A 25,905-nucleotide genomic window follows, 5' to 3' on the forward strand; every position below is an offset into this window, starting at 1 on the left:
AAAAGTGACACGTTTTGCATGTTTAACCGACTGCTGAAAAGCTCGTCGATGGAAGGAGTTTCTTGTTGTGACAGGGCTTCATTCATATAACATAACGATATATTCAGAGGCAGATATAGTCACAGCTAGACAAATAGGTCGAAACTTGTCGAAAAGCCTGGGGTTTGGGACGATCATGCAATCGCGGATTGCCACTACGATTTCCGAGCTGGCACGGAACATTTTCCTTTATGCCGGTCACGGAAACGTATTGATAGAGCCTCTCGAGGAGGGCGAACGTGTCGGACTTAGGATCATCGCATCTGACTCTGGACCTGGCATAGAAGACGTGCGAAAAGCGCTGGAGGACGGGTACTCCACTTCCGGGGCGCTCGGAGCAGGATTGCCAGGCGTGAAACGTATGATGGACGAGTTTTCTTTGGAGAGCAGTCCGGGAGAGGGGACACAGGTTGTCGTCATTAAATGGCGGTAAGGGAACGAGGGGAGATGACGCCTGTTCATGAGTCAGGAAAATGAGGACATATACACGCGGATCGTGCGCGATTATCTGAAAGGAAAGCGAGAAGACCAGCTATACCTGGCTCAACAACTGGGAAAGTGGCTGCTCTCACGGAATATTTCTCCTGAGGAAGTAACCGATATGCACGCAAACGTTCTGGAGCATTTGGGAGATGTACCGGAGTTTATACAAGATTCCTTTCAAATTCTCACCGAAATCATGATCGAGTACGGCAATGCCTACCGCTCCTTTGACAGCTGGCGAAGCCGCCATCAACAGCTGCAGGCTGAAATCGCCATCGCGACCGCAATGCAGCAGACGCTGCTGCCAGAAACGCTTCCGCAATATCCGAATGTAGACATTGGCATGATCAGTATTCCGGCCAAGGAAATGAGCGGAGATTTTTATCATTTCCTCTGTGAAAGCAAAAGTGAGTTCACTGTTGCCATTGCGGATATCACCGGAAAAGGCATCCCCGCTGCGATGTGTATGTCGATGCTCAGGTACGCGATGGACAGCCTGGGAGAGATGAAGCTTGCTCCGGGCAACATGCTGAGACATTTAAACAGCGTTGTTGAACGAAATATCGACCCATGCATGTTTGTAACCATGCAATTTGGCCGCTATAACACGGCTCAGCACGTGTTTCGCTACGCTACAGCGGGCCAGGAGCCCGGATTTTTGTATCGGGCTCGGGAGAACCGATTTTTCGATCTGGAGGGTTGCGGGACGGCTTTAGGCATTGCGGCGGGCAGCGAATACGAAGAACGTGAGATTTATTTGGAGCCCGGAGATTTTCTGATCCTTCTGACAGATGGTGTAACGGAACGAAAGATTGGCCGATATTACATACAAAGAGAAGAACTCGTCTCTCTCCTGGAGGAGGAAACGAGTGCGTCTGCACAGGAGATGGCTAACCATCTGTACCGCAGACTGTTGCTTCTCTCTCAATTTGAACTGCCGGATGATTACACCATGATTGTGCTTCGGAGAACGTAAGGCAAGCAAGGGAGGAGAAACAGAATGGAGCTTATGATCAGAGAGAACAGCCAGGACGGCCAACATTTGCTGTACCTGGAAGGGGAAATCGATGCGTATACCGTATCGAAGCTGAGGGACTTGCTGCTCTGTTTGGTAAATCGGCCAGAGGTAAAGCGGGTTGCTGTTGATCTGAGTGCGGTAGAGTATATCGACAGCACGGGAATCGGTACCTTTGTTGCTGCAATGAAGGCCTGCAAGCAGACAGGCTGTGAGCTTGCTGTGCAGAATCTGTCGCCTCGTGTGGAACGGCTTTTTCGTATAACCGGCTTGTATGAAAGAATGGTGCCTCACAAAGGAGAGAGCGAATAATGGGTCAGAGACCGGAGGCAGATGTGATTACATTGACGCTGCCAGCTCGAGCGGAGTATGTCAGCATTGCCCGCCTAACTGTTTCGGGGATTGCCAACCGGATGGGATTCCCGTATGAAGATATCGAAGACATCAAGCTCGCGGTGGCGGAAGCGTGCACCAATGTAGTCGAACACGCCTACGATTGCCCGCAAGGAAATGACCAACTGCGCCTTTCATGCTGGCTCCTTGCTGATCGGCTTGTGGTGGAAGTAAGGGATAAAGGAAAGGGCCTCCCGTTGGAGGATAGACAGGAAGCGCCGGCACCGATCCGTCCTGATGTAGATATTGACGAAGTGAAGGAAGGTGGCTTGGGACTGTATCTGATTCACTCCGTGATGGACGAAGTGCAAGTGAGCAGCAATGACGGAGTGGCAGTGACAATGACCAAGTACTTGCAGCGGGATGAGGTGTCTTGCGATGACCGGGCAATCTCGAAAGCCTAAGCATAGTCGAGATGAGTTGGTCAGGCTGGTCAATGAATATCGAGAGACGGGAGACAGTGTCCTCCAAGGAGAATTGGTCGAAGCCTATACGTCTTTGGTAGAGTCCCTTGCCAAAAAGTTTGTTCGGGGACAGATCCCCTATGAAGATCTCGTCCAGGTAGGGATGATCGGACTTTTAGCTTCTCTCAGGCGGTTTGATCCCGCATTTGGCCGCTCCTTTGAGAGCTTTGCTGTTCCGACTATTGTCGGAGAAATGAAACGATTCATACGGGACAAGACCTGGAGTGTCCATGTTCCCCGCAGGGTAAAAGAGCTGAGCCCGAAAATCAAGCGGGTGGTGGACGAATTGACCATCAAGCTCCAGCGCTCCCCGCAGATTGCAGATATTTCGGCGTATTTGGGCGTCAGCGAAGAAGAGGTTCTGGAAACGCTGGAGATGGGACGGAGCTATCATTCCCTTTCCATGGACAGCGAACTGGAGGCGGATAGCGACGGCAATACCATTACCCTGTTTGATTTGATCGGTTCGGAAGACAGCGGCTATGATCGCATCGATCAGCACATGCTGCTCGACCGGGCGCTTCATGCACTCGACCATCGGGAAAAAGAAATCATACATCTTACTTTTTATCAAAATTTGAGTCAAAAGCAGGCGGGAGAACTGCTCGGGATGTCCCAGATGCACGTCTCCAGGCTGCAGCGGAGAGCGCTGGGCAAGCTTCGGGAAGTTCTTCGGACCGATCAGCAGGAATATACAACGTAAATGACAAGCGGGGGTGCGTGCATCCTCCGTTTTTTTTTTTTGTCAGCTTCGCATGCCGCGATTTTTTGCATTCTGCTGCACTGAATATCCGGTGTATGTAAAAGGGGCACGTATCCTCCCAGGATCTGGAGAGAGCAGGGATTCTCGCTTGGTTCCAGGCTGATTTTTGCCGGTGGCGAGACAGGTGTTGTGGTACAATAACCACGTAGATGAGCGCAGGAGGTAGAATATGGACCTAACGTTGATGATCCAGACGATCGCTCAGGAGACGGAAATCAAAAGGCATCAGGTAGAGCGGACCATCGCCCTTTTGGACGAAGGAAATACAGTGCCCTTTATTGCCCGTTACCGCAAGGAAATGACCGGACAATTGGATGAGACCCAGATACGGGCGATTGAGGAGCGCGTTCGCTACTTGCGCAACCTGTCAGTGCGAAAAGAAGAGGTAATCCGGCTGATCGAGGAGCAGGGCAAGCTGACCGAAGAGCTGAAGGCTTCGATCGAACGGGCGGCAAAGCTGCAGGAAGTGGAAGACCTGTACCGGCCATATCGCCAAAAGCGCAGAACGCGGGCGACGATGGCCAAAGAGAAGGGGTTGGAGCCATTGGCTGCCTACCTTTTGACCCTTCCGAAATCAGGAGATCCGGCGGCGGAAGCGGAAGCGTACATAAACGCGGAAAAAGGGGTGGAGTCGGCGGAGCAGGCGCTGCAAGGAGCGATGGACATCATCGCCGAGCAGGTGTCGGATGATCCCCAGATTCGCCAGTGGACCCGTGAGCGTACCTTTCAAAAGGGGACGATCATATCGGAGCAGAAGGCGGCCGAAGCAGACGAGAAGAACATTTACCAGATGTATTACGCATACAGTGAACCGTTGAAAAAGGCCGCGCCTCATCGCGTGTTGGCAATTAACCGCGGAGAAAACGAAGGTATCCTGAAGGTATCAGTTGAGGCTCCTGTCGATGAGATTCTGCTCTATCTGAAAAGGAAGCTGATTCCGCGGGAGACGGTAGCGCGGCCGTGGCTGGAGACAGCGGCGGAGGATGCCTACAAGCGCTTGATCCAGCCTTCTGTCGAGCGGGAGGTAAGAAACGAGCTGACAGAAGTCGCCGAAGAGCGGGCGATCCACATTTTTGCGGAAAACCTGCGCAATCTGCTCCTGCAGCCGCCTGTGAAGGGCAAGGTTGTGCTTGGGGTAGACCCGGCCTATCGAACAGGCTGCAAGCTGGCTGTCGTCGATGAGACAGGCAAGCTTTTGGAGGTAGGCGTCATTTATCCGACTCCTCCGTTAAACAAGGTAGCCGAAGCTTCTGCCAAGGTAAAGGAACTGATCAATCGGTACGGGGTACAGATCATTACGATTGGAAATGGAACGGCGTCTCGCGAGACGGAACAGTTTATCGCCGGCGTGTTGAAGGAAGTGAAGGGCGATCTGTCCTATATCATCGTCAATGAGGCAGGGGCCTCCGTGTACTCCGCTTCTGCCCTTGCCAAGGAGGAGTTCCCCGATCTGGACGTCGCGGAACGAAGCGCGATTTCCATCGCCCGCAGACTGCAGGACCCGCTGGCCGAACTGGTCAAAATCGATCCCAAGTCGGTCGGCGTCGGACAGTACCAGCACGACGTTTCCCAGTCGCGCCTGGCGGAAAGCCTGCAATTCGTCGTCGAGTCGGCGGTCAACCACGTAGGCGTAGACGTCAATACGGCGTCGCCGCAGCTTCTGCAATACGTGTCCGGCATCAGCAAGCAGGTGGCGGCGAACATCGTCAAAAAGCGGGAAGAGACCGGAAAATTTACGAGCCGGGCCGGACTCAAGGAAGTTCCCAGACTGGGAGCGAAAACCTACGAGCAATGCGTAGGCTTCTTGCGGATTATGGACGGGGAAAATCCGCTGGACAAAACGCCGATTCACCCGGAATCATACCCGGCTACACACAAGCTGCTGGACCTGATCGGGCTGTCTGCCGAAGAGATTGGCAGCGAAGCCTGCCGAGAACGGCTGCAGGGACTCGATGTGCCGACGGTTGCCCGGCAGCTGGAAATCGGGGAACCGACGCTGCGAGATATCGTCGACAGTCTGCTGCGCCCGGGCCGTGACCCGCGCGACGAGCTGCCCAAGCCGCTTTTGCGCAGCGACGTGCTTCAGCTCTCTGACCTCAGCCCGGGGATGAAGCTGCAGGGAACGGTAAGAAACGTGGTCGATTTCGGGGCGTTTATCGATATCGGTTTGAAAAATGACGGCCTGGCCCACATTTCCCGCTTGCGGAAAGGGTTTGTCAAACACCCGTTGGACGTGGTGACCGTCGGAGACATTGTGGATGTATGGGTAGTCGATATCGATGAAAAACGGCAACGGGTCGGATTGACTTTAATCCCGCCACAGGATTTATAGAACAAGCTGTTGTAAGCATATAAAAGGCGGCCACCCTATTGAGGGCGGCCGCCGTGTTTTTCCCAGTATAAAAACCAACAGCTGTTGAGCAATCGAATTTGCCGGACGTCCTTCCCGAAGAAGGCACGCTGCAATTGCCTGCGCATCCATTGTGGCATGAAGGGTACCTCCTGGTGTCATTCCTATATTGGCAATGTATGCGGCAAACACACAGGAGGTACCTTTTTTCTTTGCACGACTCGTAAACGAGTAATTTGCAGTTGTTCGTATATAGCAACAAAGCAGAACTGTGAAAGCACGTAAGAAAGCGAGACTTTCGGCCTTTGGGTACTAGAGGCTTCGCAAAGCCTCCGAAAAGAGATTACTCATCTTCCAGCAGGAATTCAAGCTGTGCCTGCAAAGCGCGAATCTCCGTCAACAACGAGATCAGCGGATAAACCGTTTCCTGCAAAGAGGAGAAATGGCTCTCCAGCCGGCTGACGTACGCCAGACCATCTTCTGTTTGAAACGCATCGGAGAGAAGCTCTAGCTCGGCGCATTCCGCGATGACCGTCGGAAGCTGCGGACGCTCTGCAATGGTCAGCTTGTCGATCTCCTTTTGAAGCCGTTTCAGAAGAGCGACCAGTTGATACATATGGGATTCCGGCATGGCGACAAAGCGCAGCCCAGTTTGTTCCTGCAAGATTAAATAGCGCATCAGTTTCCCCACCAATCTCATGATCTCATCAAATAAGTGTACTGTATTGCTCTGGCACTTTTCAACCAAAACTGCTATCGTCGAGGTACAAGCTTCAGCTGGGGAGGAAAAACAATGACAGATCAGGAGTTGCAAGCACTGGTCGAAGCGGTCTCTGCACAGTATTTTGCCAGGCCGTTCCGTCACCAGGCCAGGTTCAACAGCAGGCTGCGGACGACAGGGGGACGTTACCTGCTTCGTTCCCACGACATCGAGATCAACCCTCGCCATCTGGAGCAGCACGGAGAGGAAGAGCTGATCGGGATCGTAAAGCATGAGCTGTGCCACTATCATCTTCACCTGGAAAAGAAAGGGTACCAGCATAAAGATCGCGACTTTCAGGAGCTGCTCAAGCAAGTGGGGGGAAGTCGCTACTGCCAGGAGGTCGGCGGCGGAAGAACCCGGCTTCCGTATCGCTATGAGCTTGTGTGTGAAGCCTGCCAGATGCGGTACAAACGAAAGCGAAAAATCAATCCGGCCCGTTACCGCTGCGGCCGTTGTTCAGGAAAGCTGCGGCTGTATGAGCTGGAAACAGCGGCAAAGCAGCAGGGCTGATGGCAGCCGGAGAGCAGCGGCAGCACGGAAAAGCCTGTCCGGGCTGTGCGCCCGTTTCCTTGCGTGCTTTGAAAGCAGGGCGGTATAATGAAGGCACTGTAAACTAAAGGAGCGGTAGTAGTGACGTACGACGAGTTTTCCCTCATCAGGCGGTGGACGAGCCGCTCCGCCGGCCAAACAGGCGACGGGCTTAGCGTAGGGATCGGAGATGACGCGGCGGTGTTTTCGCTGCCAGCAGACAGGGAAGTGGTAGCCTGCTGCGACGCCATGGTAGAGACTGTCCATTTCCTCAAAGAGACGATGAACCCGAGCGACATCGGCTACAAAGCCGTCATTAGCAACATCAGCGACGTGGCCGCCATGGGGGGCATTCCCAAATACGCGTTGATCAGCATTGCCGTCTCGCCAAATTGGACAGCAAAAGAGTGTCAGCAGATTTACGACGGCATTTACGCTGCGTGCGAGGCCTACGGCGTACGTGTGATTGGCGGCGATACGGTGTCCAGCCCCGCCGCTCTTTCACTGTCTGTTACGGTGATGGGTGAGGTGGAAAAGGGACGGGCGTTGCTCCGGTCAGCAGCGAAGCCTGGTCAGCTTGTATTTGTGACAGGGCATGTAGGCGGGTCGGCAGCCGGCCTGGATCTGTTGTTGCAAACGGCAAAAACGGGAGAAGCTGTAGAGGAGATGTGGCAGCCGTTGGTTGCTTTTCACCAGAGACCGGTGGCCCAGGTTGCCGCAGGACGCATTTTGGCAGCCTCTGCGAATCCAGGAGCGCTAAACGACGTCAGTGACGGACTTGCTTCTGAATTGTGGGAGATTTCCGAAGCCAGCGGTGTTTGTCTGCGGATCGAAGCGGAGTTGATCCCGGTAGCGGAAACAACCCGCATGTATGCGTCTCACAAGGGAAAAGATCCTCTCCATTGGGCATTGTACGGAGGAGAAGACTATCAGCTTGCAGGAACGATTGAAGCGGTGGAAGAAGAAAGGATCGGAGCGCTGTTTGCGCAGCAGGGGATCCCGTTTACCGTGATCGGGCGGGTGGAAGCGGGCGGACCATCGGTAGTGATGAACCGCAATTCGCGCTGGGAGCCGGTTGCGAAAGCGGGATTTAACCATTTTGGCAAGGCCGATGCCAGGAAAGGGTGACAGGATGAAGTACGAATGGAATGCGTCAGGCGTAGAAGAGACCTTGCGCTTTGCGGAAAAATTGGGTGTCCGCTTGCTCCCCGGCGACTTTCTCGCCCTGGAGGGGGATTTGGGGGCGGGCAAGACGACCTTCACCCAGGGACTGGCTCGCGGCCTTGAGGTGAAAGGAACAGTCAACAGCCCCACCTTTACGATTATCAAGGAATATGAAGGGCGTTTGCCGCTGTATCATATGGACGTCTACCGGGTGGGAGAGAACGTGGACTCGCTCGGGCTGGACGATTATTTTTTTGGGGAAGGCGTCACTGTGGTGGAGTGGGCTTCTCTGATCGAGGACGTGCTGCCGCCGGAACGGCTGACTGTCATCCTGCGGTCGGAAGGCGATGATGCCCGGCGGATTCAACTGATTCCCCGGGGGGATCGCTATGTGAAATTGTGTGAGGAGATTGATTGGTGATGCGGGTACTTGCAATGGATACATCCAATCTCGTGTTGAGCGTGGCCGTAGTCGAAGAGGACAGGATCTTGGCTGAATTGACGACGAATCAGCAGAAAAACCACTCTGTCCGCCTGATGGACGCGATCTCCGAGTTGATGGATGAAACGGGAACATTGCCGGAACAGCTGGCTGGCATCGGAGTTGCAAAAGGGCCAGGCTCTTATACGGGTGTACGGATCGGTGTGGCCACGGCAAAAAGCATGGCCTGGTCGCTTCAAATACCGGTGATCGGCGTCTCCAGCCTTGAGGCTGTCGCTATGAATGCGCGAGGCTTCTCCGGCTTGATCGTCCCGCTCTTCGATGCGAGGCGCGGACAGGTCTATACAGGGGCCTTCCGGACAAAAGACTGGGCGGAACTGTCTGTAGTAGCCGAAGAGCGGTTGGTGCTGCTTCGCGATTGGCTCGCTTCGTTAAAGGAACAGGCTGGGAATGAGCGCGTTCTGTTTATGGGAGAGGATTTGCGCATTCACCGGGAGACGATCGCGGAGCAGTTGGGTGAACAAGCCCTTTTTGCGCCTGCAACCCACAATCATCCGCGAGCTGCCCACATCGGTCTTGCTGCTCTGGGCAAGCTCGCAGAGGGTGGTCATCCGCACGAAATGGTTCCCGAATACTTGCAGCTGGCAGAGGCCGAAGCCAAGTGGCTGGCCCAAAACCCCGCATGCGGGGTGAAGGAATAGCAATGACTGAGCAGATCGATATAGAATTCCGCTTTATGACACTAGAAGACGTAGACGCGGTCTGGGAATTGGAGCGTTTGGCGTTTCCGACACCTTGGCCGCGTGATGCCTTTGTCAATGAACTGACGATCAACCCAAATGCCCGCTATGTCGTAGCCGTGATGAATGGCCAGGTCATCGCTTATTGCGGGATGTGGATTGTACTGGACGAGGCTCACATTACAAACGTGGCCGTCCATCCCGATTGCCGCGGGCAAAAGGTAGGAGAGCGGTTGATGCGGCAGATGATGGGGCTCGCCTATGTATTCGGAGCGAGAAGCATGACGCTGGAAGTGCGCCCGTCCAACACCGTGGCGCGGAATATGTATACCAAGCTGGGCTTTACAGAACAAGGACGTCGGAAGCGTTATTATTCCGATAACGATGAAGATGCTCTCATAATGTGGGTGACATTGCATGAAGAATAGAAAACCATCACGCTATGAAGAACGGGTGCAGCAGGCGTATCTGGCTCAGCAGCAGTCTGGTCGTCCGGTAAACATTTTGGGGATCGAGACAAGCTGCGACGAAACCTCGGCCTCCGTCGTTCAGGACGGCCGGACAGTCCTGTCCAACATCATCGCTTCGCAGGCAGATATACACAAGCGGTTTGGCGGTGTCGTGCCGGAGGTAGCCTCGCGCAGGCACGTGGAGAACATTACCCTGACGATTGAGGAAGCCTTGCAGGAGGCGGGGAAAACGCTGGATGACATCCAGGCCATCGCCGTCACCTACGGACCGGGCCTGGTTGGCGCCCTACTGGTAGGGGTAGCTGCCGCAAAGGCGATCTCGTATGCCCGCGGAATCCCCTTGATCGGGGTGCATCACATTGCCGGCCATATTTACGCCAACCGGCTGGTCACGGAGATGGAGTTTCCTTTGATCGCTCTGGTCGTGTCCGGGGGGCATACAGAGCTCGTCTGGATGAAAGAGCATGGACATTACGAAATTTTAGGTGAGACGCGGGATGACGCTGCCGGGGAGGCGTACGACAAGGTTGCGCGCGCCCTCCAGCTACCGTACCCGGGCGGTCCGCACATTGACCGCTTGGCACACGAAGGAACTCCCAGCATTCCGCTTCCTCGCGCGTGGCTGGAGCCGAATTCCTATGATTTCAGCTTCAGCGGTCTCAAATCGGCTGTACTCAACACGCTGCACAATGCGTCACAGCGCGGAGAAAGCATCAGTCCGCAAGACCTCGCTGCAAGCTTTCAGGACTCTGTGACAGAGGTGCTTGTGGAAAAAACAATCCGTGCGGTAAAGGAATACAGAGCGAGACAAGTATTGCTTGCAGGGGGAGTAGCAGCCAATCGCGGGCTGCGGGAAAGACTCTCGAAAAGATGCGGGGAGGAAGGCCTTCCACTTGTCATCCCGCCGCTCTCCCTATGTACCGACAACGCGGCGATGATTGCCGCAGCGGGATACATTTCGTATCAAAAGAGGCGCTTTGCACGGCTGGACTTAAACGGTGTGCCGGGCCTGCCCTTGTCATAAAACGCATAATCCTGACTGCTCACTTGGGGGAGCAGTCTTTCTTTTCCTCATCGTTATCCACAGCTTCTGGATAATTTTTGAGGTTTGTCTTCCCCACACCTGTGAATACTGGTGATAACACGAGGCATTTACCGGGAAAATCACGTTTTTTCTGTGGATGAATCTGTGGAATATGTGGATAAACAGAAAATTTTATCAACAGTGGGGGAAGATTGATGAAAAAATGGTTGCTGCTCGCCGCACTATTTGTCCTGCTATGGTCGTCGCAGCTCGGACAGGATTACGCAGGTGCTGCTGTGGAGTCAAAGAAGAATCTCCAAAAGCGGCAGGTGATAGCGCTGTTTGTGGAGGGGCTCTCCTTTCAGGATGTTGAGCGGCTCAGGAAGTATCCACATGTGGATAATTGGCTGAGAAAAGCCGAGGCCGGAGCGCTGTCTATCCGTTCGCCCGGAGCGAGATCGGCAGCCAACTCCTATTTGTTGATGGGCAGCGGCGGACAGGCTCTTTACACGGACCGGAGCGGCACAGCCTACCACCCGGAAGAGTATCTTTCCAAGTACGAAACAGCCGGCGAGCGGATGGTGGAAGTAAGCCCGCCTGAGGTGGAGCCTGTAGCGCGCTATCGCATCGTTTTTCCCGGCATTTACCGGCTGCAGGCAGAGAATCGAGACAAGCCGTTTACCTCCCGAATCGGCTTGCTGGGAGAGACACTGGCTCGGCACAATCTGTCTGTAATCAGCTACGGGAGCGGAGACTACGATGACATCAGGACCCGGCACGCCGTTCTGTTCGCGATGGACGAGCGCGGTGGGGTGCCGTTTGGAAATCTTTCGGACAAAACGGCGATACAAGCGCCTTCTTATCCTTACGGGGTTAAAACGAACTACGATTACTTGCTCCAGAGCATCGACAGGGAGACGGCCTCTGGATTGATCTCGATCCAACTGGCTGATTTGGCGCGCTTGTATCAGGTAGCCGACGATATGGCGCCGGAGCGGTTTGCCAAACAGTACGAGCAGGTGCTGAAGGACTTGGGCGGGTTTCTTGACCGGCTGCTTTCGTCGCGCAAGCCCGGACAAATGGTGATGCTGCTCTCGCCGGTCCCCAACCAGAAAGCGGTACAAGCCAAAATGCTGCTGCCGCCTGTGTTTGTTTGGAAGGGGGGAGAGGCAGGGCTGCTCACCTCTGCGACAACGAGGCAATCCGGATTGGTCAGCGGGCTTGATATTCTCCCGACAGTGCTTGCCTTTCTGCAGGTTTCCGTGCCGGATGGGCTGGCTGGACATGTCATGAAAAAGGAAACGGGAAAAGGGATCGGCGAGCTCGCCTATGAGGTGGAACAAATCCACCATATTTACGCCAATCGCAGTTCTGTGCTTTACACCTACGTCATGCTGCAGATCGTCATTTTGGCGGCAGCGGCCGCTCTCTGGGTTTGGGGAAGGGGGAAAAGCGGAGAGAGCCTGCAATGGGGGCGCAGGGCTATGCGTCTTGCTCTCCTCTCCATGCTGTGGTTTCCCCTGCTGTTCCTGCTCGAAGGCTTGGCCGGTTGGCGGGTATCTCCGCCGGTCATTCTCGGCGAGCTCATTTTGGCAGCGATGGCGGGTGCCTGGCTGATGGAGGGAAGGCCGCTGCCGGCAGCGCTTGCGGTCGTGGCCGGGTTGACAGTCGCCCTGCTGTTGATCGATGGCTGGAGCGGCGCCCCGGCGATGCGCCGCTCGTATCTGGGGTATGACCCGGTAATCGGCGCTCGTTTTTACGGATTGGGGAATGAATACGAAGGAGTGCTGATCGGATGCACCATCCTTTTTGCAGCCGCCTTGTACCAGTGGAGCGATTCGAAAACAGCCGAAAAAGCGCCAGGCCGGGAGAATAAGTCTGCTCTGTGGGTAATCGTGCCTCTCTTTCTGCTCGTCCTTGCCTATATGGCCGCTCCGGCGTGGGGGGCGGACGCGGGCGGTTTCTTGGCGGGACTGATCGGTTTTGCTGTCGTGCTCATTCGGCTGCAGGGGTGGCGCCCAGGCAAAAAAAGCCTCCTGCTGCTCGCAGGAGGCATGCTGGTCGGTATTGCGTTGCTCGCATCTGTCAGTCTCTTGTCCAGCCAGCCGCCGACTCATATTACGAGAGTCGCAAGCCAGCTTTTGTCCGGTGACTGGACGGAAGTGATGCATATCGTGGAACGCAAGCTGGAGATGAATCTCAGGCTGATTCGTATTTCCGTGTGGAGCCGGGTTTTTGTCGTGTCCCTGCTCGTTTTGGGGCTGCTAGCGCTGCGCAGTGACAAGTATCTGCGCCATTTCGCCAGCGATTATCCGTTGCTGGTCAAAGGCTTCTCCGGAGTGATCGCCGGTTCGCTGGCCGGCCTGCTCCTGAATGATTCCGGCATCATTACCGCGGCCACATGCATCATCTACCTGGTCGTACCGACTCTGTACACCGCTTTGTGCGAGCCAGTCGAGGAACGCTATTCCAGCTCTTGAGAACGTCTTGCTTTTACGGGAGCCGGGAGCAGGCTAACTCTCTGAAAGCTCGCTCCACTCATCGTACAACTGCTCCAGCTCCACCTTTGTCTGCTCGATCTTGTCGTTGCGCTCCTTGGCCAGGACGTGGTCGCTGTAGATTTCCGGGAGACACAGCTCCTCCTGCCAGGTCAAAATGGCGGCCTCCCGCTCCTGTATCGCCGCTTCGATTTCCTCCAGGCGGCGCAGTCTTTGGCGCTCGCGGCGCTTGGCCTCCTTGTCGCGCTCATAGCTCGATTTCTCCTGCAGGTCTGCAGCAGAGGAGGCTTGTTTCTTCGTGCTTTGCGCTTGCTGTTCAGCTGCCAGCTCGGCCAGCTCCTGCTTCTTTTCTACGTAATAATCGTAGTTGCCGAGATAGCTGGTCACGCCATCCGGGGAGAGCTCCAGTACCCGGGTGGCGATTTTATTGAGGAAGTAACGGTCATGGGAGACGAACAGAATCGTTCCCGGGTAGTCGTACAAGGCGTTTTCCAGCACTTCCTTGCTGAAAATATCAAGGTGGTTGGTCGGCTCGTCGAATATCAGAAAATTGGCTTGCTTCAGCATCAGCTTGGCCAACGAAACACGTGCTCTTTCGCCGCCCGACAGATCGGAAATGCGCTTTTGCACGTCGTCGCCGCTGAACAAAAAGTTTCCGAGCAGGGTACGGACATCCCGCTCCAGCATCAGCGGATAGTCGTTCCAGATTTCATTGAGCACCGTATTTTGGTCATTCAGATTCCGATGCTCCTGGTCGTAGTAGCCGATCGTGACATTGCTGCCGAACTGGATGCTGCCTGTAATAGCTGGCAGTTGCTCCACGATCGTCTTCAGGAGAGTCGATTTTCCGATTCCGTTGGGACCGACGAGAGCGACGCGCTCCTCCCGTTCCAGCTCAAAGGTGAGGTGTCGGGACAGCACGGCGTCCGGGTAGCCGATGCTGACATTGGCCGCCTTCATCACGATGTTGCCGCTCATTTTGGCGACATCGAAGGAAAAGTTGACCGACTTGTTGTTCATGATCGGTTTCTCCAGCCGGTCGATCTTCTCCAAGGTTTTTCGACGGCTTTGGGCCCGCTTGGTCGTTGTCGCCCGAGCGATGTTCCGGGCGATGAAGTCCTCCAGCTTGGCAATTTCCTCCTGCTGCTTGTCGTAGCGCTTTAATTCCTGCTCCAGCCGGGCCGCCTTTTGGTCGAGAAACTGACTGTAGTTCCCCGTGTACCGGGTCGCACGGGTGCGCTCGATCTCGTAGACGACGGTGACGAGCTTGTCCAGGAAGTATCGGTCATGGGAGACCACGAGGATGGCGCCCTGGTAATTTTGCAGGTAGCCCTCCAGCCAGGTGAGCGTCTCAATATCCAGGTAGTTAGTCGGCTCATCCAGCAGCAGGATCGAAGGAGCCTGCAAAAGCAGCTTCGCCAGGGCAAGCCGGGTCTTTTGCCCGCCGCTCAGGGTGAAAATCGGCGTCTGATAGTCCATATCGGCGAATCTGAGTCCATGCAGGACGCCGCGAATCATCGCCTCATAGCCGTACCCCCCGCGTTCCTTGAATGCCTCGGAGCGGCGGGAATAATCCTCCAGTATCTGCTGGTACCGTTTTTCGTCAGCCAGAACGGCCGGATCGCCCATCAGCGTCTCCAGCTTGCGAAGCTCCTGCTCTTCCTTTTGAAAATGAGTGAAGACGGAGAGCATTTCCTCCCAAATGGAGCGTTCGGACTCCAGCCCGCCGTTTTGCGCCAGGTAACCGAGCGTGACATCCTTCGGAATTCGGACGGTTCCACTGTCATAGCTGAGCTGCCCGGCCAAAATCTTCATCAGTGTCGATTTTCCGGCTCCATTGACCCCGACCAGTCCGACGCGCTCTCCTGTTTGAATTTGCAGAGAGATGTCCTGTAAAATAGTCTCAATCCCGTACGTTTTTTGTATATGTTCAGCTTGAAGTAAGATCATTGCTTCCACCTCTTTATCAATACCGTAAACGATCTGTCGGCCTGCGTGGCACAGATTGCTGATCCTGGCGCTTCTGCAAGCGGCCAAGCATGCTCTGCTCCTGTCTGTATCAGTGTAGCTTAGAGACCAGAAAGGGACAACCCCGACCGATATGGGAGTGGCCGGGAGAAAAGAGAGGGGAAAAACACATGGAGCTTCTCGATCAAAAGAGGGAACTTCGCAGAGAAATTCTCGCCCAAAGAGCATCTGTCAGTCCGGAAGAACGCCAGGCCCGCTCCGAACAAATGTGCCGTCATTTGCTTTCCTTTGACAGACTGCGCCGCTGCCGTACGGTCATGGCGTACTATCCGTTTCGCGAAGAACTGGATATCGTCCCGTTCCTGGAAAAAGCGCTTGAGCGTGGGCAGGAGATATGGCTGCCGCTGACGCTTCCGGCGGAGCGGCGAATTGTTCCCTACATCTATACGGGGCCTGATATGCTGAAGCGGGGAACGTACGGCATACTCGAACCCGATCCCGGCCTGGCTGCGGAAGGAAAAGCCGAAGACCTGGACGCTGTGCTTGTTCCCGGTGTCGCTTTTGACCGCAGGGGTGGGCGCATGGGGTACGGTGCCGGTTATTACGACCGCTTTCTTACCTCCCTCCCGCACAGGCCGCTGTTGATCGGCTGTTCGTTTGACCTGCAGGTACAAAAGGCGGTGCCGATGGAACCTCACGACATTTCGCTCGATTTTCTTGCGACGGAGTCAGGGATCAGAGAAACAGGCCAGCCAGACCTTTCGTAAATGTGACTGCTTTGTGTCGAGATTGCGTCATTTGCCCCTGCCCTATCTACACGAGAAAAAAAACAGTGTACAATACAGTAGCAAGAACTATTGGAGGAATGGGCTGTGACCAACTGGAAAATAGGTGTAATATCCGCAAGCGATTCCATTGCAAGGGGAGAGCGCGAAGACGATCGCATCCCGATTATCCGTAAGCTTGCAAAGGAATGGCTGCAGGTTGATGTATCTGTCTACCGTGCTGTGTCTGATGATATGGAAGATTTGAAGGAAAACATGATCGAGTGCGTAGATCGTGAGAAATGCGACTTGTTGATTGTGACAGGAGGCACGGGTTTGAGCCCGCGGGACGTCACTCCCGAGGTGACAGCGTGGGTCATCGACAGACCTGTTCCGGGATTGGCCGAGGAAATGCGCCGCGCCGGCTTGCAGCAATCCCGCCGCGCAATGCTGACCCGTGCAGTAGCCGGAACGAGGGGAAATTCGCTGATTATCAACCTGCCAGGCAATCCAAAGGGCGTCGAGATTTGCTTCAACGCCATCGGGGACATGCTGTCTGACGCCTTGCACATCTTGCAGGGAACCGGAGGAGCCAATGAAGATTGGGGAGGATTGGGTTGGTAGAAAAACCGAAGCTGAAGGAAGTGCCTGTTCGAGAAGCGATCGGCATGATGCTCCCGCACGACATGACGCAGATTCTCCCAGGAGAGTTTAAGGGACGCTTGTTTAAAAAAGGACATGTCGTCACAGAAGCGGATATCGAGCCGCTGCTTTCCATCGGCAAAGAGCATATTTACGTCCTTGAAATGCCGGAAGGGTTTATCCACGAAGAAGAAGCCGGCTTGAGGATTGCCCGTGCCGTTTCGGGAGGAGGGCTTGTCTTGACGGAGCCCTACGAAGGCAAAGTGTCGATGAAAGCCAAGCATCTGGGGTTGGCCAAAGTACATGAAGAGGCTGTTCACGCGCTGAATGAGCTGGAGGGCATCGCGTTTTCCACCATTTACGGCGATCAGGTGGTGCAACCGGGGCAAACGGTGGCCGCTACCCGAATCATCCCGCTGATTATGGAAGAAGCGCGAATTGAGCGATTGGAGGAACTGGCACGCCAGTTTTCCGGCCCGATCGTGGAAGTGAAGCCGTTCCTGAAAAAGCGTGTCGGCTTGGTGACTACAGGTGGCGAGGTCTTCTCGGGCAGAATTTCCGACAAATTCGGTCCTGCCATCCGATCCAAGGTAGAAGCGTTTGGTTCCGTCGTGGTCGAACAGCGGTTTGCTCCCGATGACAAAGAACTGATTGAACAAGAGATTATCCGTTTTCTTGACGAAGGAGTCGATCTGATCCTGGTGACAGGCGGCATGTCTGTGGATCCGGACGACCGCACTCCGGGAGCGATCGCGGGAACCGGTGCAAAAGTCGTACGCTACGGCACACCTATGCTTCCCGGTTCGATGCTGATGGTAGCGTATAAAGGAGACATACCGATCCTCGGTTTGCCGGGAGCGGTAATGCACGAACCGTTTACTTCATTTGACGTCTTCCTGCCACGCATCCTGGCCGGAGAAAAAATTGCCGAACAGGACATGACCCGTTTGGGATATGGCGGATTGCGCAAGTGTTAGCTGGTTACACTGTCAAATGACAGGAAAAAAGGAGTGAAGTGCATGAGTACGATTGGAATTCCTGGTCTTATTTTAATTTTGGTGCTGGCGCTGGTTTTGTTTGGGCCCAAAAAGCTTCCGGAGCTCGGACGGGCAGTCGGTCATACCCTGAAGGAGTTCAAGAATGCGACCCGCGGCCTGACAAGAGACGATGACGAGGAAGAAGAGGCTAAGCCTAAAGATCAACAGCAGCAAGCAAAAACAGCTGTCGTCACAGAGAAGGATGCCTTTGACCGCGAGAAAATGGAGCGGGAAATTCGCGAACGCCTCGAACGTGAGCGCCTGGAAAAAGAAATCCGGGAAAAACTGGAGCAGGAGCGCCTGCAAGCAGAGAACGCACAACACAAGGCGTAGCCGGACAAGGTGGGTGCCATGTTGGAAGATCGCGAAATGACGGTAGTAGAGCACCTGACCGAGCTTCGTACACGGATCATTTGGGTGCTGGCAGTATTTTTTGTTGCTTTGATCGCCGGATTTTTTTGCGCCGGCCCGCTGATCGAATACTTGAAAGAGAAACCGATCACCGAAGGAGTTCCGCTTATCTCCCTGCATCCGTCCGACACGCTGCGCGTCTATATGCAGTTTGCCTTTCTGGTGGGGGCGGTGGTGACACTGCCGGTCGCATTGTTTCACATCTGGAGATTTGTTTCCCCGGGCCTGCAAGTAAATGAGCGCAGGGTGACGCTGTATTTTATCCCTGCCGCTTTCTTCTTGTTCATCATCGGGGTTTTGTTCGGGTACTATGTCGTCTTTCCGATGATCATGCTGTTCGTGACAGGCATGTCGCTCGGGATGGACGTCAAGCCTAGCTACGGGATCGCAGAGTACTTCGGCTTTTTGTTTAACCTGGTCATTCCGTTTGGGATTTTGTTTCAGTTGCCGATTATCGTCATCTTCCTCACGCGGCTGCGGTTATTGAATCCGATGCGTTTGGCCAAAATGCGCAGATTTGCCTACTTTGGACTTGCGGTTGTCGGCATTACCCTGACGCCGCCGGAAATTGTCAGCGACATTCTGGTCACAGTCCCGCTGCTGCTTTTGTACGAGGTGAGCATCTGGCTCTCCAAGATCGTGTACCGTAAGCAGCTTGCGGAAGAAGAGAAGTGGAACAACGAATACAACATGGAAGCGGATGAGGCTGTCCGCTGAACGTGAAAAATCTCTTGCCCCCAGGGCGGGAGATTTTTTTTTGCTTGGACATACTAAACGGGAAAGTTTGGGAGGTGACGGAAGATGTGGAAAGCTGCCTTTTTGATCGTGGCGCTATTTAGTTTTTTGACGGCAATGCCAAGCGCTTCTTCAAATGCTTCTGCCGAAGGCGCAGGGATCGGATTCCTGCATGACTCTGTAAAAAGGGCCATTACTTTGCATCAAGCGGAAAACGGCGAGATTCAAAAGGGGACTGAAGCTGCTGACCCATTGGCAGCCGAGCAGGTAGAGCTGTTTGATACGGACAAGGAGCGCGTCATCAAAACTCTCGAGAATACGAGCGAATTTCAAACCGAAGCGCAAAGTCTCCTGAAAAGCGTCAGCGGGCGGGTGCAGGACCTTCAGCCTGCTCTGTCCCACGCCATGATTGTCAAAATCCCGCTGGCGCCGCCGCAAAAGCTGCTTCATAAACAGGCGGGAATCGATACGATGATCGCCAACATGTTCGTCGTCATGCCAAAGGATAGCAGCCGCCGGCCTTGGATGATCCTGCATACGAAGGAAGCGGAAACATTGGTTGTTGAATTTTCGGGGGAGATCGGCAAGTTGAAGAAGCTGCTTCTCCTGCCGTAGTGCCAGTACAGGGGAGCAGCGAAGTAGAAAGGAAGCGGAAGGGGAAGCAAAACGCCCGGCCGTCGCAAGGACTGGTCGGGCGTTTTTGTGGCGTTGAAAAGCCATTTTACCGGTTTTATTGCTTGGGAGTGACAAACGCTTGGGTGTAGTAGTCGGCAACGACCCCGACGCCAAGCTGGGTAAAGTTCTTTTCCAGGACGTTTTTCCGGTGGCCGGGACTGTTCATCCAGCTTTCATGGGCTTCGATGGAGTCGGGATAGCCAGCCGCTATGTTTTCGCCCGCCATGCTGTAGGAAAGTCCCGCTTTGCGAAGCCGTTCAAACGGGTCCATCCCGGTCGTAGCGGAGACGTGGTCGAAAAAGTCGTGGTTTTCCATATCGACGCTATGGCCTCGGGCTACCTGTGCAGCCTGCTCATTCCAGCGAAGCGGGGAAAGCTTGTAGCGGTAACGGATGACATTCACCAGGTCGAGTATTTGTCTCTCTCTGGCTGCATCCACCTGTTCCTGCTCCTTGATGCTCAACGGAGGCGGGTCAAAGTCGGGGGCTGCCCCGGAATAGGTCCAGCGCGTTTCGTAAAAACCGCCCCGCAGCAGCATCAGCGTATCGATCAGCCGAATGGCCGTTACCTTGTCGCTGTTCTGGTTGTCCAGATAAAAGATACGCGGAGTGCCGTCCTGAATTACCAGCGGACGCTGATTTTTTTGATTGGTAATCTGGACGCTGGCCTTTTGATAAGAGAAAGAGACAGTGTGCTGCAGCTTGTACATTCGGCTCAAAGAAGAGAGGCTGGTGCCGATTCCCACCTCGCCGAGCTTTGCTTCCGGGGCATTGGAATACAGGTCGACCACTTTTCCGTTCGCAATCCCTACCTGGAGGTAGCGAGCCGGATTTTGGTTGTAGATGTACCATTGATAGCCAAGGCCGCTCGGCTCCTGCCGTCCCGGTTGGCCGAGCAGTTTTGTCACCTGGGCGACAGGCATGCCCAATTTGATGCCAAACAGGCTGTTTGCGGACTTGTTTGCCGTTTGGGCGGAAGCAGCAGCCGATGCTGGCACCGCTGCAGCCGGAGAACCCGGAGGTGTTTGAACCGGCTGCTGCTTTTGCGGCGGCTTGTCCTCCTGCCGGCTGCCAGCAGCTTCCCTTGGGGCCGGAGCTTGTCCGACAAAAGCAGCCGAATTGGTTTGATCGAGGTGGACCGGCTTGCCTTCAAGATAGCCGGCAAGCGACAAAGGGATATAGGTGGTGCCTTTGTATTCCAGCGTAGCGGGCCGGTATCCGGTTTTGTCCCGATAGTAGCCGGGCTTGTCCGCATCGGTTACTTCCTTTCCATCCCAGTAGAGCTTCACCGGTTGGACCGAGGCGAGGATAAAGGGCGAGCCAGGAGACAAGAGGCGGCCGATTCCTGCCACAGAGAGAGCGAACACGCCGATCCAGAGCCATTTCCGCATGCAGTATTCCTCCTTCAGAGTGGATCTGATTCTACGTTCTCTCTATTTATATGAACGAGCCGGATTGATAGAACAAAGAAGAAGGGCCAGGCATATCTGGCTAGTGACGAGCCTGGAACAAGAGATTGGAAATTTGTGAGGGAAAATACTTGCAAAGTACATAGCGATTCATTATTATAGGAATTGGGTGTTAGCACTCCCTTTGATTGAGTGCTAACAACGCAAAACTTCTTGAACCTACATTTTTGAGGAGGGTGTTTTTTGTGCTGAAGCCATTGGGTGACCGTGTAGTACTCGAACCAATTTCCAAAGAAGAGACGACCGCTAGCGGTATCGTTCTCCCTGACACTGCGAAAGAAAAACCGCAAGAAGGTCGTGTAGTCGCAGTCGGTTCTGGTCGCGTTTCCGACAACGGAGAGCGCATCGCTCTGGAAGTAAAAGAAGGCGACAAGGTTATTTTCTCCAAATACGCCGGCACCGAAGTGAAAGTGGATAACAAAGAATACCTCGTGCTTCGCGAATCCGATATCCTGGCGATCATCGGCTAAGGCTCTTTCACATAAGGCAAGACCGGTACGAACCGTAAACACATAACGCAGGAGGTTGAGTTCTGATGGCAAAACAAATCAAGTTCTCTGAAGATGCTCGCCGCGCGATGCTTCGCGGTGTTGAAACACTGGCAAATGCCGTTAAAGTAACCCTCGGTCCAAAAGGCCGCAACGTGGTTCTGGAGAAAAAATTCGGTTCCCCGCTGATCACCAACGACGGTGTGACCATCGCAAAGGAAATCGAACTGGAAGACGCATACGAAAACATGGGTGCGCAGTTGGTTAAAGAAGTAGCAACCAAAACCAACGATATCGCTGGTGACGGTACGACAACTGCAACTGTTCTGGCTTATGCCATGGTTCGCGAAGGTCTGAAAAACGTAACTGCCGGCGCTAACCCGATGGTAATCCGCCGCGGTATGGAGAAAGCTGTTCGCGCAGCTGTTGAAGAAATCAAATCCATCGCGAAGCCGGTAGAGAGCAAATCCGCTATCGCACAAGTAGCAGCGATCTCCGCTGACGACCAAGAAGTCGGCAACCTGATTGCTGAAGCGATGGAAAAAGTGGGCAAAGACGGCGTAATCACCGTTGAAGAGTCCAAAGGCTTCACTACTGAGCTGGATGTAGTAGAAGGTATGCAGTTCGATCGCGGTTATGCTTCTCCTTACATGATCACTGATACCGACAAGATGGAAGCGGTTCTGAACAACCCTTACATCCTGATCACTGACAAGAAAATCTCCAACATCCAAGAAATTCTGCCTGTTCTGGAGCAAGTTGTACAAAGCGGCAAACCGCTCCTGATCATCGCAGAAGATGTAGAAGGCGAAGCGCTGGCTACTCTCGTAGTAAACAAACTGCGCGGTACCTTCACAGCTGTTGCTGTAAAAGCTCCTGGCTTCGGCGACCGCCGCAAAGCTATGCTGGGCGACATCGCAACCCTCACTGGCGGCGAAGTCATCACAGAAGAGCTGGGTCTCGAACTGAAATCCACCAAGCTGGAGCAACTCGGCCGCGCTGGCAAAGTTGTTGTTACCAAAGAAAACACTACGATCGTGGAAGGCGAAGGCAACAAGGCTGATATCGATGCACGCGTTGCTCAAATCCGTCAACAAATCGAAGACACCACTTCCGAGTTCGATCGTGAAAAACTGCAAGAGCGCCTGGCAAAACTGGCTGGCGGTGTAGCAGTGATCAAGGTCGGTGCAGCTACCGAAACCGAACTGAAAGAAAAGAAACTCCGCATCGAGGACGCCCTCAACTCCACTCGCGCTGCTGTGGAAGAAGGTATCGTGCCTGGCGGTGGTACTACCCTGATCAACGCTATCAAAGCGGTAGAAAAAGTTGTAGCTGAAGGCGAAGAAGCGGTTGGTGTTCAGATCGTTCTGCGCGCTCTGGAAGAGCCAGTTCGCCAAATCGCTGCCAACGCTGGTCTGGAAGGCTCCGTTATCGTTGAGCGCCTGAAGAAAGAACCTGTGGGCATCGGCTTCAACGCTGCTACCGAAGAGTGGGTAAACATGCTCGAAGCAGGTATCGTAGACGCTGCGAAAGTTACTCGCTCCGCTCTGTCCAATGCTGCATCCGTAGCGGCTATGCTGCTCACTACCGAAGCAGTTGTGGCAGACAAACCAGAAGAAAACAAAGCGCCTGCCGGCATGCCTGACATGGGCGGCATGGGCATGATGTAAGAAACGGCCATCCGTTTCGCAAAGAGACAGACTTGCGGGTCTGTCTCTTTTTTGTGCGTTCAAGGCATGTGCTCTCCATGTGGCACATCCTTGTTGTCGTCCTTCTTTTTTCGGAAAGCGTCTCCTCGTCTCAAATGTTTTTTGAAAAGTGTAAATATTTATATTGAAAAAATATTTCCTAATTTTATAATAGATTATAAAATAATACTCCAAGAGCAAGCGTGCACGAGAAGGACAGACAAATGGAAAACGTGGAGGAGATTTTCGCGATGAGAAAAGTAGGGGTTTGGCTGTTTTCTCTTTTGCTGGTATTTTTCCTGGCTGCCTGTAGCGGCAGTCCTCCGGCAACGACTTCCGGCGGAGAAGGGGGAAAGACTCAACCTGCGGCTGAAGCGCCAAAAGGGGAACAGGTTGAGCTGACGATGTACAGCTGGCGTACAGAAGACAAAGAAGCGTACAACAAGATTATCGCCGAGTTTGAAGCGAAGCATCCAAACATCAAGGTAAAGTTCAAACCGTTCAAGTCAACCGAATACAACACGATTTTGACCAATACGCTGACATCCGGGACGGGAGTGGACATATTGCAGCTTCGTCCTTACCAGGGAGCTACCTCTATTGCAGATGCAGGCTACCTGATGCCCATCGATGATCTGAAAGGGGTAAGCGATATTCCGAAGGCGTACCTGGATGCCGCTCGCGGCAGCGATGGAAAAGTCTACGGCGTACCGTTGTCGATCAACTCAGCCGTCATCTTCTACAATAAAAAGCTGTTTGAGGAGAATGGCTTGGAGGCTCCGCAAACGTGGGACGAATTTATCCAGGTGTGCAATGCTTTGAAGGCGAAAGGCATTATCCCGATTGCGCAATCAGGCAAGGCAGCTTATCTGCTGTCCATTACCCACAGCGTTTTTGCGCCCAGCTCAATCGGCGGAAACGAGTACATCGAGAAAATGCTGAAGGGCGAGGTCAATTTCAAAGACCCGGCTTTCATTGACTCGATCAAAAAGATGAAGGAACTGGAGCAGTACTTCCCGCAGGATTTCATCGCGCTCGACGACAAGGATGTCCAGGCGCTGTTCTACACCGGCAAGGCTGCGATGTATATCAACGGCAGCTACCGTCTGGAAACGTTCGAAAAGCAAAATCCGGATATGCCGCTTGACATCATTCCCTCTCTGGCCAAGGAAAAGGGAGGAGATACTCCGATTGTAAACTGGGTGGACGGCTCGTACGGCATCTTCAAGTCGACCAAACACCCGGAAGAAGCAAAAATATTCATGGAGTTCCTTGCTTCCAAAGAGTTCGGGCAATTGTTCAGCGACGAATTAAACAGATTCAGCGCGATCCCAGGGGTAGAGCCGAAGAATCCGCTCGTTCAAAAAATGACGCAGCTCAGTGATAAGAGCATGGTGCCGTTCCTGATGCTGGTCCACTTCGGCGATGGGACTCCAACCACGAAAACATTGTTTGAGAACTCTCTGCAAGGGATGTACATCAACAAACTGACAGTCGAGCAGGTAGCTGAGGAGACCCAGGCTTCCGCTGATAAATGGTTTAAGCCAGCCAAGTAAGGCAGAAAGCGTACGGATTGTTGATTGCAGCGGTACAGTCAGGCCGACTTGCTTGACTGTACCCTTTTTGATGAGTACAGCTTAGGAGGAGGTTGAAACAGCGTGCCTGAATTGGAAAAAACACTGGAAACAAAGAGACAAACGTCGGTCAAACGGGGAGTGAACTGGAAAAAGCATCTCGTTCATCTGTTTCTGCTGCCTGCCTTGATATTCTATGTATGGTTTCAGGTGTTCCCGATCTTTTCCGCGTTTTGGAACAGCTTTTACTCCTGGAACGGAATGCAGCGGGGCTCGTTTGCCGGATTGGAAAACTTTGTCCGCCTGTTTACGGAGTCTCCGTTTAAAGAGATGTTTTACCGCGGTTTTGGACATAACGTCATTTTCTTTATCCTAACAGTTGTTTCCAAACTGATCGTCGCGTTTTTCCTGGCGATGCTGATTAACAGCAAGATTCGCGGAAAGGAATTTTTCAAGGCCGTTATTTTTATGCCGAAGCTTTTGTCCGTTATCGTTGTCGGGTTTTTGTTCAGCCTGATTCTGAACCCTACATACGGGGCGCTCAATACCTTTCTTTCCTTTATCGGGTTGGAAGCATTGGCCAAACCATGGCTGGGCAGCCCGGATACGGCTTTGTATACGATCATCCTTGTGAACAGCTGGTACGGCCTCGGGTTTGCTGTCTTAATCTTTTTGGCGGGCTTGCAGGCGATTCCCTCGGAAATCTATGACGCCGCCAAGATGGATGGGGCATCCGGTTTGACTATGCTGCTTCGGATTACATTGCCAATGGCGATGCCATCCGTGATGGTAATGACCATTTTGACATTTATCGGCGCCTTCGAGGCATTTGAACTGATTTTTGCCATGCAAGGCTCTCAGGCGGGGCCGTACTATTCCACAGATGTGCTGGCAACGTATTTTTATCGGCTGGCCTTTGGATCGGTAGAGGGCGGAGAGTCGATCGGACTTGGCTCCGCGCTGGCAGTTGTGCTGTTTTTGATGATCTCCAGCGCAACGGCTGTACTTCTTTTCTTCTTCAAACGAAAGGAATTCGAACAGTAGGAGGACATCCATGACTATAAAGATCGGGCGAGTGGCCAAGTATCTGGTATTGCTGTTCTTTTCATTTCTGGCGTTGTATCCCATCTTCTTGATGATCAGCTCCTCATTCAAGACGAACCTGGAGATTCTCACATCACCGCTGGCACTTCCCACGTCTTTTTCGTTTGACAACTACACGATGGTCTGGGACAAAGTCAACTTCGGGGCTTATATATGGAACAGTGTGTACGTGAGCGGTTTGTCTGTATTCCTGATCATCTTTCTATCCTCATTGG

General features: G+C 53.7%; 28 protein-coding genes (1 of these 28 only partly in view). 24 read left to right on the forward strand and 4 right to left on the reverse strand.

Annotated elements, in window-relative coordinates; all coding sequences use genetic code 11:
* Window positions 1-91 precede the first annotated feature (91 nt).
* From NSQ24_RS03670 to NSQ24_RS03695, 6 genes are all read left to right on the forward strand, one after another.
* Window positions 92-472 (forward strand): anti-sigma regulatory factor, encoded by a 381-nt coding sequence (locus tag NSQ24_RS03670; protein WP_327926871.1) that lies wholly within the window; start codon window positions 92-94, stop codon window positions 470-472.
* A 27-nt stretch (window positions 473-499) separates the two neighbouring features.
* Entirely contained in the window at window positions 500-1,498 is a 999-nt protein-coding gene (locus tag NSQ24_RS03675; protein ID WP_003389783.1) for a PP2C family protein-serine/threonine phosphatase, read from the forward strand.
* A 24-nt stretch (window positions 1,499-1,522) separates the two neighbouring features.
* On the forward strand, window positions 1,523-1,849 hold the full coding sequence (locus tag NSQ24_RS03680; protein WP_003389782.1) for an STAS domain-containing protein: 327 nt from the start codon (window positions 1,523-1,525) through the stop codon (window positions 1,847-1,849).
* Window positions 1,849-2,334, forward strand: coding sequence for an anti-sigma B factor RsbW (gene rsbW / locus NSQ24_RS03685; RefSeq protein ID WP_003389781.1), 486 nt, complete (start codon window positions 1,849-1,851; stop codon window positions 2,332-2,334). The genes NSQ24_RS03680 and rsbW overlap by 1 nt, the downstream gene beginning before the upstream one ends.
* Window positions 2,309-3,097: an RNA polymerase sigma factor SigB gene (gene sigB / locus NSQ24_RS03690; RefSeq protein ID WP_003389779.1), complete on the forward strand. Its 789-nt coding sequence runs from the start codon at window positions 2,309-2,311 to the stop codon at window positions 3,095-3,097. The genes rsbW and sigB overlap by 26 nt, the downstream gene beginning before the upstream one ends.
* Window positions 3,098-3,326: 229 nt before the next feature.
* Window positions 3,327-5,489: a Tex family protein gene (locus NSQ24_RS03695; protein WP_339167262.1), complete on the forward strand. Its 2,163-nt coding sequence runs from the start codon at window positions 3,327-3,329 to the stop codon at window positions 5,487-5,489.
* 35 nt (window positions 5,490-5,524) lie between these two features.
* Here the strand turns inward: NSQ24_RS03695 and cmpA are convergent, their stop codons facing one another.
* Together cmpA and NSQ24_RS03705 are read right to left on the reverse strand one after the other, a co-directional pair.
* Complete coding sequence (cmpA, locus tag NSQ24_RS03700; protein ID WP_122958045.1) at window positions 5,525-5,647, reverse strand: cortex morphogenetic protein CmpA; 123 nt, start codon at window positions 5,645-5,647, stop codon at window positions 5,525-5,527.
* Window positions 5,648-5,850: 203 nt separating this feature from the next.
* The gene (locus tag NSQ24_RS03705) at window positions 5,851-6,186 is read right to left on the reverse strand and encodes a hypothetical protein (RefSeq protein WP_003389776.1); all 336 of its coding nucleotides are present in this window, start codon (window positions 6,184-6,186) and stop codon (window positions 5,851-5,853) included.
* A 114-nt stretch (window positions 6,187-6,300) separates the two neighbouring features.
* Between NSQ24_RS03705 and NSQ24_RS03710 the strand changes: the two genes are divergently transcribed.
* From NSQ24_RS03710 to NSQ24_RS03740, 7 genes are all read left to right on the forward strand, one after another.
* On the forward strand, window positions 6,301-6,780 hold the full coding sequence (locus NSQ24_RS03710; protein WP_024985088.1) for a SprT family protein: 480 nt from the start codon (window positions 6,301-6,303) through the stop codon (window positions 6,778-6,780).
* Between the two features lie 120 nt (window positions 6,781-6,900).
* Window positions 6,901-7,926: a thiamine-phosphate kinase gene (thiL, locus tag NSQ24_RS03715; protein WP_122958044.1), complete on the forward strand. Its 1,026-nt coding sequence runs from the start codon at window positions 6,901-6,903 to the stop codon at window positions 7,924-7,926.
* A gap of 4 nt (window positions 7,927-7,930) precedes the next feature.
* Entirely contained in the window at window positions 7,931-8,383 is a 453-nt protein-coding gene (gene tsaE / locus NSQ24_RS03720) for a tRNA (adenosine(37)-N6)-threonylcarbamoyltransferase complex ATPase subunit type 1 TsaE (protein ID WP_339167264.1), read from the forward strand.
* Window positions 8,383-9,105 (forward strand): tRNA (adenosine(37)-N6)-threonylcarbamoyltransferase complex dimerization subunit type 1 TsaB, encoded by a 723-nt coding sequence (gene tsaB, locus NSQ24_RS03725; RefSeq protein ID WP_003389772.1) that lies wholly within the window; start codon window positions 8,383-8,385, stop codon window positions 9,103-9,105. Before tsaE ends, tsaB begins: the two co-directional genes overlap by 1 nt.
* A gap of 2 nt (window positions 9,106-9,107) precedes the next feature.
* Window positions 9,108-9,572: a ribosomal protein S18-alanine N-acetyltransferase gene (gene rimI / locus NSQ24_RS03730; protein ID WP_003389771.1), complete on the forward strand. Its 465-nt coding sequence runs from the start codon at window positions 9,108-9,110 to the stop codon at window positions 9,570-9,572.
* Complete coding sequence (tsaD, locus tag NSQ24_RS03735) at window positions 9,562-10,638, forward strand: tRNA (adenosine(37)-N6)-threonylcarbamoyltransferase complex transferase subunit TsaD (protein ID WP_003389770.1); 1,077 nt, start codon at window positions 9,562-9,564, stop codon at window positions 10,636-10,638. The genes rimI and tsaD overlap by 11 nt, the downstream gene beginning before the upstream one ends.
* 215 nt (window positions 10,639-10,853) lie before the next feature.
* Complete coding sequence (locus NSQ24_RS03740; protein ID WP_172920590.1) at window positions 10,854-13,118, forward strand: hypothetical protein; 2,265 nt, start codon at window positions 10,854-10,856, stop codon at window positions 13,116-13,118.
* Between the two features lie 33 nt (window positions 13,119-13,151).
* Here NSQ24_RS03740 and NSQ24_RS03745 read toward each other — a convergent pair whose 3' ends face one another.
* Window positions 13,152-15,086 (reverse strand): ABC-F family ATP-binding cassette domain-containing protein, encoded by a 1,935-nt coding sequence (locus NSQ24_RS03745; RefSeq protein WP_122958042.1) that lies wholly within the window; start codon window positions 15,084-15,086, stop codon window positions 13,152-13,154.
* A 188-nt stretch (window positions 15,087-15,274) separates the two neighbouring features.
* On the opposite strand from NSQ24_RS03745, the gene NSQ24_RS03750 reads away from it, so the two are divergent.
* The 6 genes from NSQ24_RS03750 to NSQ24_RS03775 all read left to right on the forward strand — a co-directional run bounded on the left by NSQ24_RS03750 (window position 15,275) and on the right by NSQ24_RS03775 (window position 19,308).
* Window positions 15,275-15,871 (forward strand): 5-formyltetrahydrofolate cyclo-ligase, encoded by a 597-nt coding sequence (locus tag NSQ24_RS03750; RefSeq protein ID WP_003389766.1) that lies wholly within the window; start codon window positions 15,275-15,277, stop codon window positions 15,869-15,871.
* A 105-nt stretch (window positions 15,872-15,976) separates the two neighbouring features.
* Window positions 15,977-16,492 carry a MogA/MoaB family molybdenum cofactor biosynthesis protein gene (locus NSQ24_RS03755; RefSeq protein ID WP_339167267.1) on the forward strand — a complete coding sequence of 172 codons (516 nt, stop codon included), beginning with the start codon at window positions 15,977-15,979 and terminating at the stop codon, window positions 16,490-16,492.
* Window positions 16,486-17,487 carry a molybdopterin-binding protein gene (locus tag NSQ24_RS03760; RefSeq protein ID WP_227278288.1) on the forward strand — a complete coding sequence of 334 codons (1,002 nt, stop codon included), beginning with the start codon at window positions 16,486-16,488 and terminating at the stop codon, window positions 17,485-17,487. Before NSQ24_RS03755 ends, NSQ24_RS03760 begins: the two co-directional genes overlap by 7 nt.
* 42 nt (window positions 17,488-17,529) lie before the next feature.
* Window positions 17,530-17,880, forward strand: a complete 351-nt coding sequence (locus tag NSQ24_RS03765; RefSeq protein ID WP_003389763.1) for a twin-arginine translocase TatA/TatE family subunit — start codon at window positions 17,530-17,532, stop codon at window positions 17,878-17,880.
* A 21-nt stretch (window positions 17,881-17,901) separates the two neighbouring features.
* The gene (tatC, locus tag NSQ24_RS03770; protein ID WP_024985082.1) at window positions 17,902-18,675 is read left to right on the forward strand and encodes a twin-arginine translocase subunit TatC; all 774 of its coding nucleotides are present in this window, start codon (window positions 17,902-17,904) and stop codon (window positions 18,673-18,675) included.
* 84 nt (window positions 18,676-18,759) lie between these two features.
* On the forward strand, window positions 18,760-19,308 hold the full coding sequence (locus NSQ24_RS03775) for a hypothetical protein (RefSeq protein ID WP_238986216.1): 549 nt from the start codon (window positions 18,760-18,762) through the stop codon (window positions 19,306-19,308).
* 115 nt (window positions 19,309-19,423) lie between these two features.
* On the opposite strand, the gene NSQ24_RS03780 is transcribed toward NSQ24_RS03775, so the two are convergent.
* On the reverse strand, window positions 19,424-20,758 hold the full coding sequence (locus NSQ24_RS03780) for a CAP-associated domain-containing protein (protein ID WP_003389760.1): 1,335 nt from the start codon (window positions 20,756-20,758) through the stop codon (window positions 19,424-19,426).
* Window positions 20,759-21,021: 263 nt separating this feature from the next.
* Between NSQ24_RS03780 and groES the strand changes: the two genes are divergently transcribed.
* The 5 genes from groES to NSQ24_RS03805 form a co-directional block, all read left to right on the forward strand.
* Window positions 21,022-21,306, forward strand: a complete 285-nt coding sequence (gene groES / locus NSQ24_RS03785; RefSeq protein ID WP_003389758.1) for a co-chaperone GroES — start codon at window positions 21,022-21,024, stop codon at window positions 21,304-21,306.
* A 65-nt stretch (window positions 21,307-21,371) separates the two neighbouring features.
* On the forward strand, window positions 21,372-22,994 hold the full coding sequence (groL, locus tag NSQ24_RS03790) for a chaperonin GroEL (RefSeq protein ID WP_003389756.1): 1,623 nt from the start codon (window positions 21,372-21,374) through the stop codon (window positions 22,992-22,994).
* Between the two features lie 242 nt (window positions 22,995-23,236).
* Window positions 23,237-24,568, forward strand: coding sequence for an extracellular solute-binding protein (locus NSQ24_RS03795; protein ID WP_003389755.1), 1,332 nt, complete (start codon window positions 23,237-23,239; stop codon window positions 24,566-24,568).
* Window positions 24,569-24,670: 102 nt separating this feature from the next.
* On the forward strand, window positions 24,671-25,630 hold the full coding sequence (locus NSQ24_RS03800; RefSeq protein WP_003389754.1) for a sugar ABC transporter permease: 960 nt from the start codon (window positions 24,671-24,673) through the stop codon (window positions 25,628-25,630).
* A 10-nt stretch (window positions 25,631-25,640) separates the two neighbouring features.
* Window positions 25,641-25,905, forward strand: the 5' end (the start) of a protein-coding gene (locus tag NSQ24_RS03805) for a carbohydrate ABC transporter permease (RefSeq protein WP_003389753.1). Its footprint extends 557 nt past the window's final position; only the first 265 of its 822 coding nucleotides appear in the window; its start codon is at window positions 25,641-25,643; its stop codon lies beyond the right edge, outside the window.

This window comes from Brevibacillus sp. FSL L8-0520, from assembly GCF_037963895.1.
Lineage (GTDB): Bacteria > Bacillota > Bacilli > Brevibacillales > Brevibacillaceae > Brevibacillus > Brevibacillus borstelensis.